This is a genomic window from Paenibacillus sp. IITD108, from assembly GCF_036541265.1.
GTDB lineage: Bacteria > Bacillota > Bacilli > Paenibacillales > Paenibacillaceae > Pristimantibacillus.
In genome coordinates this window covers 1-15,872 of the sequence record NZ_JAZHCT010000055.1, presented here as the reverse complement: position 1 = coordinate 15,872, position 15,872 = coordinate 1, and the positions used below count along the sequence as shown (strand labels likewise).

Sequence of the window (15,872 nt, the reverse complement as noted above, 5' to 3'; positions counted from 1 at the left end):
CTTTTAGTTTAATCCATTAAATATTCAAAGTAGAGCTCAGCCACTTTATTATTTTTCATTTCGATCAGCAAGCCTCGCGGCAAGCCCTCAGAAATCGAATACGCATAATTCCCCGGCGGTGTTCTCCCATCCAAAGCAACTTCAATAAACGGGTAGGCCGCTTCTACTTGCTCGGCTGTATCGCCGACTTTAATGCCTAATGAAGTTGCATACTTACTGCTGCTTATACGCATGCCAATTATTCTATACTCTTCTCCACCTCCGGATGCCAGCTTCAACTCTAATCCATCATAAGTCAGATCCTTTACATAAGTGCCTGCAAAAGGACCCGCATCCTCCCCGTCTTCTCCGAGCCGCTTGACCGCTTCATTGATCGGATCTCCAAGCAGCTTTACAAGGTCCGCCTCATGCTCTTTTACCCAAAGAGGAATTAGCGTATCATCAACACTCATCGCATAGAAGGGGATGGCTCCAGCAGCATCCTCAGTTAGAACAAATGTATTAATAAACTCCATATCCATCTGCTCTCCATTATATTGAAGCATGATATTGAAGTTACCGAAGCTTACCAGGTTAGTCCCATCTCCTATATAAGCATCTGCGCTGACTACCAATTTATCTGGGTCATTATTCAACACGTAGCGAAGCGCATATTGAATGCTTGAGAGACTAAGCTCGCCTTGTACGATTTTGTTGTCCAGCGCCTTGTCATATCTTGAGCCGTTTACATCGAGCGACACCCATACATAATCATCAAGCGGAATAAATTGATAATCCACATTATGGTGCAGCAGCATCTGAATCGGTGTCATCGGTATTTCGGACCAATCTGTCGTATTCAGCACATGCGCTTCCTGCGTCCATATGCCGTTTGCGAGCGGATAGCCCCAAAGGACAACGAGCTCATCCGAACCATCGCCATTCAAGTCTGCAAGCTGCAAGCTTGGTGCAAAATCTGAATTGCCTGTATACAATGTCCCATCGAATTTATAAACCTGTTCATCACCGCGGGCAATTGCAATTTCAGTGTAGTGACCGTCAGCTTCAGCGCGAGGATCTACATAAAGCCGATATTGTCCATTGTCAGTTTGCGCTAAAGTTTGCTCATTGTCCTGTTCATTCACTGTTGGGGTTGGAGTAACTTCCGGGCTTGTGCTTGGCGGAGCTGTAATCGTTCCCGGCTGCTGCGGGCCTTTGCCGAGATTTAGCGGCGAAGCTAACAGGCCTATACCCGCTACACATATTAAAGCGAGCATGACGGGTGCAAGCCAACCTCGAGTCCGCTTTGTTCGCCGCTTTGGCTCTGATATCGCCTGAAGCACCTGCTGCTGCAGCTTTTGATCAAATTGCCGTTTGCTGAATGGTCTTTCTTTTAGCATTTTATCGATGCGATCCTGCTCTTTGTCTATATTAGTCATCATTTACACTCCTTTCATCCTTATTCGCAGCTCCTTGCGCGCTCTATGCAGCCTGCTCTTTACGGTATTTACCGAAATTTGCAGCATATCGGCTATTTCCTCCGTAGACATTTCATAATGAGCACTTAGTACGATAACTTCGCGGTATTTGCTCGACAGCTTCATTACCTGTGCCCAGACGCTATTCGTAAAATCCTTCTCCATTACACTTGCTTCCGCCGAAGGATGCTCGCCAGCAGGCTTAATGAAATGAGTAAGCACATGATATTTAAAATACGCCCGCTTCATAAGTGAAATCGATGTATTTTTCGTTATTTTAAGCAGCCATGTTTTCAGAGAAGATTCACCACGAAATGCATGAATGGACTGATAGGCTTTTATAAATACCTCTTGCGCAATATCATCAGCCATATCCGGCTTTTTAGTAAGAAAATAAGCATACTGCCATACATCATCTCCATATTGATCCATAATTGCTCTCATATCTTCCGTACTAAGCTGAGATACATATTGATAATGCAAATCGTGCATCTAAATGTCACCTCCTACTCATATAGACTTCGCTCAACCGCTCCCGGTTCCCTACTTTTGAAAATTTATGCAGAAGACCGAAATTAAAAAAAGCGATGCAGGAACTATCCCTGCACCGCTTGAACCTCTTGCCTTACTTCGACATTGGCTTGTATCGGAAAAATACATCTCTGTTGTCCATTGCCGCATAGTAAGTCAATTCGCCTTCCTTCCAGAAACGCGTATGCAGCTCTAGCGGCTGCTCGCCTAATACATGCTCGGACATCGTTGTAAGGCTTCGCTTTTCTGCATCATACACAACGACATCATTGCGTCCATTAACCTCCATCTCAACTGCAATATAGGTTTGACCAGGATCGGCAATCATTAAGCTGGAATGCTGCTCCGCACCCAGTTCAATTAACTCTTCGAACTTGCCGCTGTCCCGCTCATACTTAAACAACATCAACTTATAGCGATCCCCTTGCTTCCGGTCCATGGTAAAATACAGCGTTCTAGTTTCAGTCATATACACCAAACTATGGACTTCACCATTATTCCACCCCTCCTCAGATGGGATAGAAGGCAAAGCAAACAGCTTCTCTCCTGCACCATCATCAGTAATTAGCTCGACTCCTTCTGCTGAAAGCTGAACAGCCTGACTGCTTATTTCCACCATCTCATCAATCAAGTAGCCTCTATCCGTTTCAGACAGCAAGTAACGAGTCGTATCAATTTGATAATACGGATCTTGATAAGACAGATAAGTTTCTGCATCCACATAACGTTTGCCGTTTTCCATCCCGCTTCTCAAAATACGATAGCCTACCTGGCGCGGGCTCGTACCCTTCAAATAACCTGGATCATAGCTAAAAAAGCTATGGGCGAAATCCTCATCCCGATAAATCAAAGCTTCGATGGATCCGGCTACAACCTCCTCTGGAGAGGCTGGTTTTTCCGAAACTGAAAATTGCGTAAGCTTCTTCCATACCACATTCGTATGGAACACTTTATAGAGCATCAGCCTGTCGCTGTCGCTGCTCCATACAGGCTCTTCGAACGTATATTTAGGCTGCTGCTTTCCTTCTATCATTTCCCCTGTCTTTCTATCCCAGGCATCCGACATCTGGTTGCGGCTTACCTGCTTTCTCGTCTGCCAATCTGAATCGGCAATCCATACATCCTCCATCTGCGCAGCTTCATCCGTTTGAATAAAAGCAATATACGAGCCGTCAGGCGATACAGCTGGATACTTGCCGCTAGTACGTACCTGCTCGTTGCCGCTGCTTAATACTCTTTCAATGATCTGTCCATCGCGCTCAAAAATAACCTTCTTTCTGCCATCCAAATAAGCAGGATATGCCCCTTCTGCAATCGGGTTAACCGTTTTGGCTTTTAAGCTGATTTCGGCAACTTCTCCAGCACGGGCAAATAGGATATGCGTGCCTGCTTCAGACCATGCCGGAGCACTCAGCGGCTCGTCGGCGCTTGCCTTCTCCAGCAGCAGCTCGCTGCTGTTATTTTTAATATAAAATAAATACAGGCTGCCGTCCTGCACATAAACTAGCTTAGTGCCATCAGGAGAAACACGAGTAAACGTAATATTGCCGTCTATTAGCTTTGAATAGCTTTTATGATCATATTTGTATAATCCCTTCTCCTGCATAGGCACATAAATGACACCTTTATACTCCGCAATGCCTGAGCTTATTTCTTCCCCAAGCTGCTCCAATAAAGAGAAGGATTGATTAAAATGAAGCGAGCTCGCCTCGATTTTTTGTACGGAAGGGCTGCCAAGCCACACCATACTGAATATTACGACGGCAAGCAAAGCTGATACCAGGCTAACAGGCTTCCAATATCGAAAGCCCCGTCTGCCCCGCTGCTTTATAAGCGATTGCCTGAGCTCATCCTTCAGCTGCTGATTTACAGGAAGCTTTGACTTTACTTCCTCCATATACTCCTCCCACTGCTTATCATTCATTGCTGCACCTCCATACATTCCGTGATGAACTTGGCCAGCTTTTGCTTCATTCGATGCACCTTCATTTTGAGCCAGGCCTCTGCCTTGCCCACTATTTCGCCTATTTCCGCATACTTTAAGCCCGTCATATACTTTAAATTAATAATTTCCTGCTCCTCGACACTAAGCGACTGAAGAGACAGCTTCAAGCAATCCTGCCGCAAATCAATCGAATCCAGCAGCTCCGCCGTTTGCACATATCCGAAAACCTCAGGGTCGTGCCCGTATACAACTTCCTTGCGCTTGCGGTAGTAATCAATAACCGTATTGCGGGCTATCGCAACAAGCCAGCGCTTCTGCTGCTCCTCCTTCAGCCTTACCGTATCAAAGCTTTGCAGAGCTTTTCTGAATATATCTGCGACGAGATCATCCGTATCCCATTTGTTTCCCGTCTTATACCAGACAAAGCGATAAATATCATCAAAATAACGATCATACATCACTATAAAAGGATCGTTCATCCTCGCTCCTCCTCCCTGCAAATAGTAACGATAAAGTACCGAAAAAGTAACACACCGCTCATTAAAAACAATACTATTCATCATACTAATTTAAATTTTGGCAAAAGCAAAATTATAATTGGACAGTGCAGTAACCATTCACTGAGGATAAACGGCTTAGCCGTCCTTTGCTTAGATGAAGGAGGCGGTTTACCGATGAAATATAGGAAACAGGTTGAAATCAATTTCTTAATAGGCAGAGCCAATTGAAAAATTGATTTATAGTTGAAAACTTATACTTTCCTATATTTGAAAAAAGCCAAGCGTCTTCATTCTGCAAGGAATCGACAACTTCGCTAGATGGTCAGTCGTTCCGTTATTACGCCTAAAATCGTAGTTTTGAGGCGGCAAAGTGACAGACGTTCCGTTATTGATCTAAAAATCGCAAAAAGTGCCCCATTCGAAGCCGAATAGCGGAATGAGTGACCGCGAAATTGAGAAAATAGCGTTTTTTAAGCAAATAACGGAACGTGTGACCATCTGTGAGCAAGATTGGGACTGGCGTACAACAGCGGTCGGAATCCCAATCTTGATCGCAGTGCCCCCCTTTCTTTTGTTTGTTGCAATTATCCACAATGAATCAACAGTCTCAATTTTGTCCGCTACAACGTGGAAATTGGCAAATAATAAGCGCTAATGGTCATCAGAGTCCACATCATCAGGATCCATTCAAAAAAAGCAGCCTGTCCGCAGCAATCATCTCGATTGCGGCAAACAGACTGCTTATTATCATTAAACATTGAGCAGATTAAAGATTATTGCATTTCTTTAGTTGGTCCCATGACACCTGGAACAGACAAGCCTGCCTGACGCAGCAGCACCGTCATTTGACCTCTGTGGTGTGTCTGGTGATCAACCATAATACGCAAAAACTTGCCGCGCGGAAGAGGGTTGCCAAAGCCATTGATTTCCTCAAGCAATTGCTCATCCGTCAAGCTCTTCGCAGCTTCGCTGTATGCCGCAATTACTTCATTATACTTGGCGATAACCTCAGTCATCGAAGCCGGTACTGGAGTTCCTTTGCCTAGACCCGGCACATCCAACCCAGATAGTTGGCCAAACACGCCTGCGGAGCCTACCAAATGCCAAGCCAGCCAGCCGAGGGAATTATGTCCTTCCGCTATTGCAACATCCATTTTATCGTCGGAAATTGCTTGAAACACAGAAAGCGTGCCTGCAGCCGAAGCTGACCATTCTTCTATAAAATCTGCCACTGTACGATACATAATTTAAACCTCCATCTTCTATGTTCTATTTCTATATTAACGAACTTATAGGCGAATATCAAATCTATAGCAGCTTATAAATTAATAGTATTAGCATCAAGCTTTTCTAACGATTCAAGCATATATTGCACCAGCTCTGAAATATCGCCCATCTGCTCTTCATTAATCTGTCTAATAAAGTTCAATTCGACAACATTGCTCCAGCCTGCGGTTTGTGTACCGTACGTATAGCTTAGCGTTTGCTGCAAAGTTACAGCCGGATCCCAAATTTCCCGCAAAATCTTTTCTATTTGGCTGCACGCTGTCTGTTCATCCATAACCGTCAAATAAAAATAAATCGACAAGGAACAACCAGGATTGGCACCCTCCTGCTCCAATATTTCCGCAGCCAAATTATTCAGAGAAGCATGCAGCCTAACCTCTGCACTAATATTAGGCTGCTTGACCAGATGAAATTTGAGCTTGAACTCGCGTCCCATCACCGACAGCTCGACCGTATCCTTTCGATCGGAAACTAAAATGTACTGATTCAAATTATCCAAATCATACAGTTCGTTTTCGAAAGCTATTTTTAAATTATCAAATACAGTTGGATCAAACATTTTACATCTCCCTTGCAGTTTATCTAAGGTTTATTTATCCATCATTTTATAGGCGAAAAAATGAAAATGAAAGCATACGGGACTATTCTTTTAAAAAATTAAGAAAATAGCTTGTCTTTACGGTTACATTACAAGCAAATGCTGCTCCATGCAAAGCTATGACTTTTTTTGTTATTTTACAACTTTTACAAGCAAGCGTATCATACAATTTATCTTCAAAAGCGATTCAAACCATGTTCACAATTTTACTCCTAACCGCTGAATCCTATACAGGAACGGAGGAACCATCCGATAACAGCTTGCACCATCCGGTGTCCGCCATTATCTACCGGGGTGAATCCTGCATGCTTGCCAGAATCAAGCAAGGCAAGTCATGGGAGGGGCAATCTCACTGCCCTAATCCGTCAGCTAACTCCGTAAGCGTTGCAGAGAGAGGATGATTGTTATGATGAAAGCATAGACCTGACTGTTCCTTCAGCTAAAGCTAAAAATCGAGTTGAAAGGCGCGTGATGTCCGTGATGCATAACCGAATCGAGCATTTGCAAAGTGAAATTCCTTATAAAAACAAAGATATTGCTCTATATGCCAAACATGTATACGAATCATTGGAGCAATTCGAGGATCAGCACCGCAAGCTGGTTGCCGTTCAAGCTATTTATGGCAGCAAGCCTGTCGGCGAGCAGGAGATTCTTTTTTACGAAACCATCCGGTATATGAAAGAACAGCTTATTACTACCCTGGAAAATACGATTGATGATTTGAAGCATATTGGCGATAAAAATTACGTCAAGCATTTTCGGGATGGTGTCGAATAACAGTTTTTGAAAAAGAAAAATTTATAAGCATTTATGTTAGCACATCATTTTAAGCAAGGAGCAGGTTGTCCACAGCGGGCAGCATGCTCTTTTTTTAATATAGGAAAACATAAGTTTTCACCTATAAATCAATTTTTCAAGGACGGCGGAGCCGTTTATCCTTGTTTGTTTATACTTTTTTAATATCATGTTTGCGGACTATTTATTTTTTTTTGCTATGATGAAATAATAACAAAATTTTACCTGCTATAATACGAGGACAGGAGGACGGATAAGCGATGCTTCGATCAACAATAATACTTATTATAGGACTGGTGCTGCTTACGCAATCAGGCTGTCAAACCAACTTCAATCAAAATAATAATAAAAACAATCCACAAAAAACAGAACAGGCATTGGAGGAGAATATGGATAAATTAAACATTGAATTTTTGCAGGCCGCAGAGCATAACAAAAAAGAAGAAATGGCGGTGCTGCTTGAGCAAGGCGCAAATATCAACGCTGTTGACAACCGCGGCAGAACGGCTGCCATGATCGCTGTCCATACGAACGAGCTAGATTTGTTCCAATGGCTTATCGATAAAGGCGCTGATATTAATATTCGCGATAATCGCTCCGATAATCCGCTTCTTTATGCCGGCGCTGAGGGCTTGCTTGATTTCGTGCGCGCAGCTGTTGCCGCAGGAGCAGATACAAAGCTGACAAACCGCTTTGGCGGTACAGCTTTAATCCCTGCCGCTGATCGCGGTCATGTCGATATCGTCAAGGAGCTGCTAAAAACGTCTGATGTCAATATTGATCATATTAACAATCTGGGCTGGACAGCGCTGCTGGAAGCTGTTCTGCTCGGCAATGGCGGAACCAGACATCAGCAAATTGTGAATTTGCTGATCGAGTATGGTGCTGATGTCAATATAGCCGACTCTGAAGGTGTTACTCCGCTGCAGCATGCCAAGCGGTTAGGCTATAGCGAAATGGTGCAGGCATTGGAAGCAGCCGGCGGCGAATAGCGTAATGAGGCAACAAAAGCCTACATTAATGAAAGTGGTGGTGACAACTTGTCCATTCGCTTTAGACTGCTGCTCTCTTTTACTTCCGTCGTAATCGTATCCGTCATTTTATTCATACTGTCCGCCTATCTGCTCTCTGTTGCCGTAACTGGTGATTTCCGCAGCATTCGCAGCTTTTATACGATTCATTATTCGCTGCATCCTTTGTCGGAGGAAGAAGAGAGCTTATTTCTTGATCTTAAATATTTAGCAAAGCATGACCCCCTTCAATTGAAAAATCAAGTGCTGCTGGAGGAATACAATTTCCAGTTGAAAATGGTGCAGGCCTTTCTCGTAATTCGCGAAAACGACCAGCTTCTTTTTGTCGCTCCAGCGCTTGAAGGGGTTGATCTTTCATCTATTTTGCCAAAGTATGATATGGGCAACAATACGATTCGCAACACGATGAATATCGGCAGCCGCTTTTTCTCCTATTCAAAATTTGATTTTCACTTTTCTCCTGAAACAAGCGATAAAGGCAGCATTTTTGTCATTCGTGAAAGAAGTCCTTTTGCTGAAATGGTGCGTACTCTGCTTCCTTTGCTGATTGGCATATTTATTATTATATTATTGCTTACAGGCTTCCTGCTTTATCGGTATGTTACACGCAAAATTATTAAGCCGCTCGACGAGCTAAGACAATCGGCTGAGCATATTAAAAGCGGTGATTTGACCTTCCAGCTAAAGTCCGGCTCCAAGGATGAGGTTGGGCAATTAGTGCAAACCTTTGATCAAATGCGGCAGAAGCTTTACGACTCGATTCAGCTGCAGCTTCGCTACGAAGAAAACCGCAAGCAGCTGCTCTCCAACATTTCGCATGATTTGCGTACGCCTATAACAACAATTAAAGGCTATTCTGAAGGCATTCGCGATGGCGTGACGAATACGGAGGAAAAGCTGCAGCAATATGTTCGCGCGATTCATACTCGCGCTACCGATATGGAACGGCTAGTCGACGAGCTTCTGTTCTATTCCAAGCTGGACCTCAAGAAAGAGCCTTTTTCTTTTGAGCAGCTAGAGCTTAGCCCTTTCCTGCATCATATCGCGGATGAAATGGCTATTGAATTTGATAACCATCAGGTAGAGCTGCGGTGGGATGAAGCCTTACAAGGGCCGCTATTCGTACTCGCTGACCATGAGAAGCTGAAGCGCGTTGTTATTAATTTGCTCGATAATAGCATCAAATATATGGTGCAGACTCCGAAAAAAATTACAATTGGACTAGAGCGCCAAGAACAGCAGGCTATTATATATGTAGAAGACAACGGACCTGGCATTGATCAGCATTCCCTGCCTCATATTTTCGAGCGTTTTTATCGCGCTGAGCCTTCCCGCAATCAAAGCACAGCCAGCGGAAGTGGTCTTGGGCTTGCCATTGCCGAGCAAATTATTGAAGGCCACGGCGGGACGATTTGGGCAAGCAGCCAGCTTGGACGAGGAACACGCATTACCTTTACTTTAAAAATATCAATAGATCGTCGGTGATAGCAGATGAAGCAGATTTTGATAATAGAGGACGACCCTTATATTGCTGAGCTGCAAAAAGACTATTTTGCATTGCATGGCTACGAGGCGGAAATTAGTCTTGACGGCAACACGGGGCTTGAAAGAGCGTTAAGCGGTCAATTCGATTTGATTATTCTCGATCTCCAGCTGCCGGGGATGGATGGTTTTGAAATATGCAAGACAATTAGAGGAAAGCTTGATGTGCCAATTCTTATCGTATCTGCCAAAAAAGAAGAGCTGGACAAAATCCGCGGCTTCGGTCTGGGCGCAGACGATTTTGTAACTAAGCCATTCAGTCCTAATGAGCTGGTGGCCAGAGCAAAAGCACATCTGGCTCGTTATGAACGCTTTATGATTGACAAGCAGCCCAAAGAATCAGACAGCATACAAATTCGCGAGCTGAACATTCAGCCGTCCTCCCATCGCGTATTCGTGCATGACAAGGAGGTTATGCTTACAGCCAAGGAATTTGAAGTGCTCGTATTTATGGCTACACATCCAAACCGTGTATTCAGCAAGGACCAGCTGTTTGAAAGGCTTTGGGGACTGGAATCCAATGGCGATATCGCTACCGTAACGGTTCATATTTCGCGGATTCGCGAAAAAATCGAAGCCGATCCCTCCAATCCGCAATTTATCGAAACGGTCTGGGGAGCCGGCTACCGCTTTACAGTCTGAATGCGATGGATTGCCGCAAGCTGCAACGCTCCGCTTTGTACAAAGTTATGCCGCCATTTATAAAATGTTTATACTTTCTTTTCGGCCCGTTTAGAGCTGTCGTTTAAGATTGATTTATGAACGAAACACACTCTAAAAGAAAAGGAAGATGAGCAATGAAGATGATGAATCAAAAAGCAGCTATCGTAGCTCTGTCAGTACTTATAAGCGGAGGCGCATTGCTGCCCATCCAGAACGTCAAGGCGGCATCGCTGTCGACAACCAGCATCACACAGCCGGCGGCTTCATATTTCAACCAGCAGGTTGACCAAGCAATCCAGCAGCTGGTAAGCCAGCAAGTGCTTAAAGGCTATGATGACGGAACAATGCGTGCAGAGAAGCACGTTACCAATGCCGAACTGGTTAAAATGATTGTGCTTGCGCTTGAGCTCGACAAGGATGGCGCTGCGAAACAAAATGAAGGCAAGAAGGAAAAATGGTATACCTCTTATGTAGAAACAGCGGCAGCCGCTGGACTGATAGAAAATACGAAGGATTTCCAGCCTAACAAGCCTGCTGAAATTGCAGATGCCGCATCCTTCATCGCCAAAGCGCTGCAGCGAGATGTAAAATCGGTCCAATATTGGATGGATGGTCTTCAAATAAACGACAAAAAGCTTACGCGCGGCCAAACAGCGCAGCTTCTCGTATTGTCGCAAAAAGCGATCCGATCAGCTGATGCTGAGATCGTATCGATCAAGGCGCTTAATAAAGTAGCTTTTGAGGTCGTATTCACTGCGCCGCTAACGATAGCGGATGAAACGACAGATGCTGCAAATGCGAACTTTGCATTTGATCATAATTTGAAGCTTGTCAATCAGCCTCGTCTAAAAACGGGCGCAATCTCCACTTATATTGTACCGGTTCAAACTATGACACCAGGCACGACTTATACAACCAACTATAAAGGGAACGGCGAGCATTCCGCTAAAGCAAGTGATGAGCTGATTCAGCTTAGCGGCGTTCGTCAGGTTACTGCGGATACTTTCGAGGTTGACTCCTTCCGCGCAGACGGCGTTATCGATTATGGTTATTTGATTTCAGCCTATGCAGGCGGACGGGGCGCTAATGCAGTTGTACTCGATGAGAACAATAAATGGAATGGGCAGGAAATGCAAATTATCCCTTCCCTTGCTACAAGACAAGCGACTCTGACACCTGAAGGCGGCGAGCCGATCACCGTCAGCTATGTTGGGTTCACACAATCGACAGATGGCAAGCAGGAGCCAAAATTCCGCCTGCCTGCAGGTACAACTTTGCAACCGGGTGTGAAATATACAGTAACTTCTGACTGGTTCGAGGTTAAGAGCAATACGTTCACAGCACAAACGATAGCTCCGCTTGAAATTGCTTCCGTAACGAAAGTTGATGCCGCTACCCTGAACGTGGCGTTGACTGCCGATCCTGGAGACGAGCTATTCGCTTATCGTTCCATTCAGTTGAAGGGCTCTGACGGCACGACATTAACTGCGCAATACAAAGTACAAACCCGCAAAGGCGCCGTTGGCGTATTCGAACTTCAAAACGATGGCAAGCTTGCCGATGGCGTCAGCTATGAGATTACGCCTGTAGGCAGCTGGGCAACTGCTAATGAAGTAGTGCTAAGCGTGAAATAATAGGCTAAAGGAGCAGTCTTTTATGAGGCTGCTCCTTTTTAATAGCCAGTTAACAGGCTTAGGCGGAGAGATCGGTAAACCGTTCCTTCTGTAACGAAGCCTGGGGGCGCTATTTCGCATAAAATGCTCCTTTTGTAATTGTAACGCATCGTATGAGACTGTCGATTAATTGTGGATAGAGCAACAAGCAATAGAAAGGGGGCCACTGCGATCAAGGTTGGGATTCCGACCGCTGTTGTAGTCCAATTTTTGCAATTAAATAACCCCTGTAGAGGATAAAATTGGCCTACAAAGGCGGACGCTGCCGCTTCTCCATTCCCAATCTTGCTCTTCGTTCCCCTTTCTTATTGCTTATCAATCGTTGCTCACAATTAATCGACAGTCTCTGTTTATTAGCATTCGTTAGAGTTTCAAACGTCTAATACGAAGCTGCTCCTTTTCTCGCCTTAACTTAATAATCAGACTCCTTCGCCTTTTGCAGCTCAGCCATATCAGCTATTGCCTTATAAATATTCGGCGGGTATTCCGCTAATCGATGACAAAAATATAAGTGCCACTCCCGTCCATACGGAACATACACCTGCGTCTTGTATCCGACTTTTTTAAGCTGTTTTAGCTTCTCTGGCCGAATGCCATACAGCATTTCCATTTGCACATTTGACCTGTCCAAGTAACCGCGCTTCTGGACTTCCTCAATAATGGATTCGTCATGCGTTGCGATGGACAAGGAACGCCCGGCAGAAAGAATCGTTTCCGTCAAATGAAGATACCTGTTATTCAGTTCCTCTGATCTGGGCAATGCCATTTGTTCCGGTTCTTTAAACGCCCCTTTCACGATTCTGACAGGTCCAGTGCATTCTGCTATTTCATTGAAATCTTGCAAGGTACGATGCAAATGCGCCTGCAAGGTAATGCCAATGTTGGAGCAGGCTTCGCTGCTTCGTCTATATAATTGAAGAATTCTATCCGTTTTCGCCGACTCCTCTGCGCTTATCATAATGTTCATTCGATACTGCGCCGCCTCTTTTGCCAGTTCAATAAGCTGCCCGTAAGCAAATTCTGAATCTACCTCCAAACCGATATGTGACAGATCCAAAGAGATCGTTGTTTGTATACCAGCAGCACCAGCTGATCGAATTAAGTGTATAAACTCCGCTTTGGCAAGCTCGCACTCTTGCATGGTACGCGTATTTTCCCCAATATACTCCAAAGACACCGCATATCCCTTCGAGATCAGCTCCTCAGCTTCCGCTACCGCAGTTTCCTTGCTTTCTCCTGCTATAAACCTCTGAGCTGCTCGAAATAAAATCGGATAAAGCTCCTTCGATTGCTCCACATATGCTCTGATGTCTTCCCTTCTAGCTATCCTCTTAAGCATATTGGAAGCCAAAGCGGCCCACTCAAGCTCTTTCATCCAGCATCCCTCCACGACTACGTAAACTTACAGTTTCTAATGTATCGTGTTAATATGGTTTATAATAGGACCACTAATTGATAAATTTAGGGGTACCACTTTTATAAGGGACGGAATAAAGGATGACATGGGTACAAATCAATCGGGCATCAGGCGTGCCGCTTTATAGGCAAATTTATGAGCATTTTCGGAGTAAAATACTGCAGGGCGAGCTGCGCAGCGGCGAACAAATTCCGAGCACTCGAGAACTGGCGGCCAGCTTGTCTGTATCGCGTAATATCGTTGTCGAAGCTTATGAACAGCTGTTTGCGGAAGGATTTATTGAAGGCAGGCAAGGTTCGGGAACCTTTATCGCAGAGGGAACCTATTTGGAAGGTTTAGTGGATTTAGAAGTGTTGAACAGCATCAGGCAGACTGAATTTGACGTTTCTGCTTTAATGGAATCGCCTCCTTCAGAATGGATTGATTTTCGCCCCGGCATTCCAGCCCTGGACCTTTTCCCGCGAAAAATATGGAGCAAGCTTGCTGAGCAAGTATATTTGCATGGACCCGATTCGGCTGTCGGGTATGGCAGGCCTGAAGGCCGGGCAGAGCTTAGAGCCGTTCTGGCACGGTATTTGCGCCGAACTAGAGGGGTGATATGCCATCCCGAACAGTTATTGATTACGACCGGAGCTACACAAGCGCTATCGCTTATTGCAAAGCTATTTTTGTCAGAGGACACGAAAGCCATAATTGAAGATCCCATTACTCATGAAATCCAAACGATGTTTTCCGTACCAGGCACAACGCTGCTTCCTATTCCTGTCGACGAGCACGGCATGATGACCAGCCTGCTTCCCTATGATAAACAGCCAAGCTATGTCTATGTGACTCCTTCTCATCAGTATCCGCTGGGAGGCATTCTGCCCATTCAACGCCGCGTTCAATTAATTCAGTATGCAAGAACGACAGGCTGCTATATTGTTGAGGATAACTACGACAGTGAATTCCGTTATGAAAGTCCGCCTGTAAGCTCAATGCAAGGCTTGGAACCGGATAAGGTCATCTATATCGGAACATTTAGCAAAATTTTATCACCGTCATTACGGATGGGTTATTTAATACTGCCGCAAAGCTTGATCTCAAAAGCTCGCAAACTGAAGTGGCTAACCGACCTGCACACCCCTTCCTTCGAACAATTAATACTTGCCCGCTTCATAGATGAAGGCCATTTGGACCGCCATGTTGCAAAAATGAAAAAGCTCTATCGCAGAAGAAGAGATTGCTTGATGAAGTCGCTCGTGAGCCACTTCAGTCCATCTGTTCATCTATCGGGCTATTCGACGGGGCTTCATTTCATTGCTGAATTTCCTGACATTGCATTCAACAGCGGCTTATGTGAAACCTTAGAGAAGAACGGCGTCAAAGTATATCCCGTTGAACTCCACGCCATTAACAAGGACGCACAGCGTAATCGGATTGTATTGGGCTTTGGCAACTTGTCGGAGGATAAGATTGAAGAAGGCGTTCAAAGGCTGGCTTCAGCTTTATTGCCCCTATTGGAGAAAGAGAAGGGCTGATCTAGCAGGGGGAGACTCATACTAATTGCTAAATGCATTAAGCGGGACTACTGATAATCGCATCGAGCAAGACTCGCTGCTAATTGCTAAATGCTAAGCGCACCTGGCACGACTCGTACATAATCGCACCAAACAGGACTCGAACATTTGCTAATCGCACCGATCGCACCACGACTCCATTTGTATGCTAAGCGCACCTACACGACTCACACTACTTGCTAATCGTACCAGGCACGACTCGTACCAACTGCTGAATCAAGCTAAACTCATATAAATGATGCTGAAGTACATCATTTTTTTCAGTTCCGGAGTGTCTATTGAAAAATGATGCGGTTGTACAGGATATTTGTGCACTAAGTTACTTTTTAACCGAAATTAGTGGAAAATGCTGCAGAATCGCAGGACTTTCACTAAAATAGCCCTCTATCCCGAAAAAATCCTGCACTTTCGCAGGCTGTTGAAAAACTCGTTTGGAAACCCTAACGAATCCTGGGAGGGTGTCGATTAACAAGATTTGGGGTTCCGACCGCTGTTGTAGTCTAATTTTCATGAATAAATAATGCCTGTAAAGCAAAAAATTAGCCTACAAATGCGGACGCTACCGCTTCTCCATTCCCATTCTTGCTCTCCGTTTCCCCTTTCTCATTGCTTATCAATAGTTGCCCACAATGAATCGACAGTCTCCCTGGTAACGTTATTACACCAAAAAAGCTTGTTTTAAAAATGTAACGAATCGTAGCATGCTTATTGGCTGTAAAACGCTGCCTAAATGAGCATTTGTTCACAGATAGCGCCTCTACGATTCGTAAGAATTTCAAAAGGCACATTTTATGTGAAATAGCGTCTTGAAGATTCGTTACATAATGGACAGCTTCTCGAGCGCTCCGCTTTAGGTCTATTGGTGCAATAACTA

At 44.7% G+C, this 15,872-nt stretch carries 15 protein-coding genes and 1 riboswitch; of the genes, 7 read left to right on the top strand and 8 right to left on the bottom strand.

From position 1 onward, the window contains the following. Positions 1–8 precede the first annotated feature (8 nt). The 4 genes from V1L65_RS27425 to V1L65_RS27410 all read right to left on the bottom strand — a co-directional run bounded on the left by V1L65_RS27425 (position 9) and on the right by V1L65_RS27410 (position 4,412). Entirely contained in the window at positions 9–1,421 is a 1,413-nt protein-coding gene (locus V1L65_RS27425) for an FG-GAP repeat protein (protein WP_331702512.1), read from the bottom strand. Then, positions 1,422–1,949, bottom strand: coding sequence for an RNA polymerase sigma factor (locus tag V1L65_RS27420; RefSeq protein WP_331702511.1), 528 nt, complete (start codon positions 1,947–1,949; stop codon positions 1,422–1,424). Between the two features lie 133 nt (positions 1,950–2,082). Next, positions 2,083–3,912, bottom strand: a complete 1,830-nt coding sequence (locus V1L65_RS27415; RefSeq protein WP_331702510.1) for a TolB family protein — start codon at positions 3,910–3,912, stop codon at positions 2,083–2,085. Further along, positions 3,909–4,412, bottom strand: coding sequence for an RNA polymerase sigma factor (locus tag V1L65_RS27410; protein ID WP_331702509.1), 504 nt, complete (start codon positions 4,410–4,412; stop codon positions 3,909–3,911). Before V1L65_RS27410 ends, V1L65_RS27415 begins: the two co-directional genes overlap by 4 nt. Before the next feature lie 457 nt (positions 4,413–4,869). Here V1L65_RS27410 and V1L65_RS27405 point away from each other — a divergent pair, with 457 nt between their 5' ends. After that, positions 4,870–5,088 carry a hypothetical protein gene (locus tag V1L65_RS27405; RefSeq protein WP_331702508.1) on the top strand — a complete coding sequence of 73 codons (219 nt, stop codon included), beginning with the start codon at positions 4,870–4,872 and terminating at the stop codon, positions 5,086–5,088. 118 nt (positions 5,089–5,206) lie between these two features. Here V1L65_RS27405 and V1L65_RS27400 read toward each other — a convergent pair whose 3' ends face one another. Together V1L65_RS27400 and V1L65_RS27395 are read right to left on the bottom strand one after the other, a co-directional pair. Continuing rightward, entirely contained in the window at positions 5,207–5,677 is a 471-nt protein-coding gene (locus V1L65_RS27400) for a DinB family protein (RefSeq protein ID WP_331702507.1), read from the bottom strand. A gap of 74 nt (positions 5,678–5,751) precedes the next feature. Further along, positions 5,752–6,279 carry a hypothetical protein gene (locus V1L65_RS27395; protein ID WP_331702506.1) on the bottom strand — a complete coding sequence of 176 codons (528 nt, stop codon included), beginning with the start codon at positions 6,277–6,279 and terminating at the stop codon, positions 5,752–5,754. 246 nt (positions 6,280–6,525) lie between these two features. Beyond that, positions 6,526–6,717: riboswitch (cyclic di-AMP (ydaO/yuaA leader) on the top strand. Between the two features lie 78 nt (positions 6,718–6,795). On the opposite strand from V1L65_RS27395, the gene V1L65_RS27390 reads away from it, so the two are divergent. The 5 genes from V1L65_RS27390 to V1L65_RS27370 all read left to right on the top strand — a co-directional run bounded on the left by V1L65_RS27390 (position 6,796) and on the right by V1L65_RS27370 (position 11,983). Continuing rightward, positions 6,796–7,095: a hypothetical protein gene (locus V1L65_RS27390; protein WP_442955725.1), complete on the top strand. Its 300-nt coding sequence runs from the start codon at positions 6,796–6,798 to the stop codon at positions 7,093–7,095. 278 nt (positions 7,096–7,373) lie between these two features. Beyond that, positions 7,374–8,105: an ankyrin repeat domain-containing protein gene (locus V1L65_RS27385; protein WP_331702505.1), complete on the top strand. Its 732-nt coding sequence runs from the start codon at positions 7,374–7,376 to the stop codon at positions 8,103–8,105. A 48-nt stretch (positions 8,106–8,153) separates the two neighbouring features. Continuing rightward, the gene (locus V1L65_RS27380) at positions 8,154–9,629 is read left to right on the top strand and encodes a sensor histidine kinase (RefSeq protein WP_331702504.1); all 1,476 of its coding nucleotides are present in this window, start codon (positions 8,154–8,156) and stop codon (positions 9,627–9,629) included. A gap of 6 nt (positions 9,630–9,635) precedes the next feature. After that, positions 9,636–10,328 carry a response regulator transcription factor gene (locus tag V1L65_RS27375; protein WP_331702503.1) on the top strand — a complete coding sequence of 231 codons (693 nt, stop codon included), beginning with the start codon at positions 9,636–9,638 and terminating at the stop codon, positions 10,326–10,328. Between the two features lie 155 nt (positions 10,329–10,483). Beyond that, a complete protein-coding gene (locus V1L65_RS27370; RefSeq protein WP_331702502.1) occupies positions 10,484–11,983 on the top strand; it encodes an S-layer homology domain-containing protein in 1,500 nt (499 codons plus the stop codon). Between the two features lie 451 nt (positions 11,984–12,434). On the opposite strand, the gene V1L65_RS27365 is transcribed toward V1L65_RS27370, so the two are convergent. After that, positions 12,435–13,397, bottom strand: a complete 963-nt coding sequence (locus V1L65_RS27365) for a proline dehydrogenase family protein (RefSeq protein WP_331702501.1) — start codon at positions 13,395–13,397, stop codon at positions 12,435–12,437. A gap of 122 nt (positions 13,398–13,519) precedes the next feature. Between V1L65_RS27365 and pdxR the strand changes: the two genes are divergently transcribed. Continuing rightward, positions 13,520–14,959 (top strand): MocR-like pyridoxine biosynthesis transcription factor PdxR, encoded by a 1,440-nt coding sequence (gene pdxR, locus V1L65_RS27360; protein WP_331702500.1) that lies wholly within the window; start codon positions 13,520–13,522, stop codon positions 14,957–14,959. Positions 14,960–15,537: 578 nt separating this feature from the next. Here the strand turns inward: pdxR and V1L65_RS27355 are convergent. Beyond that, on the bottom strand, positions 15,538–15,872 hold a 335-nt coding region (locus V1L65_RS27355), incomplete at its 5' end, for a hypothetical protein (RefSeq protein WP_331702499.1).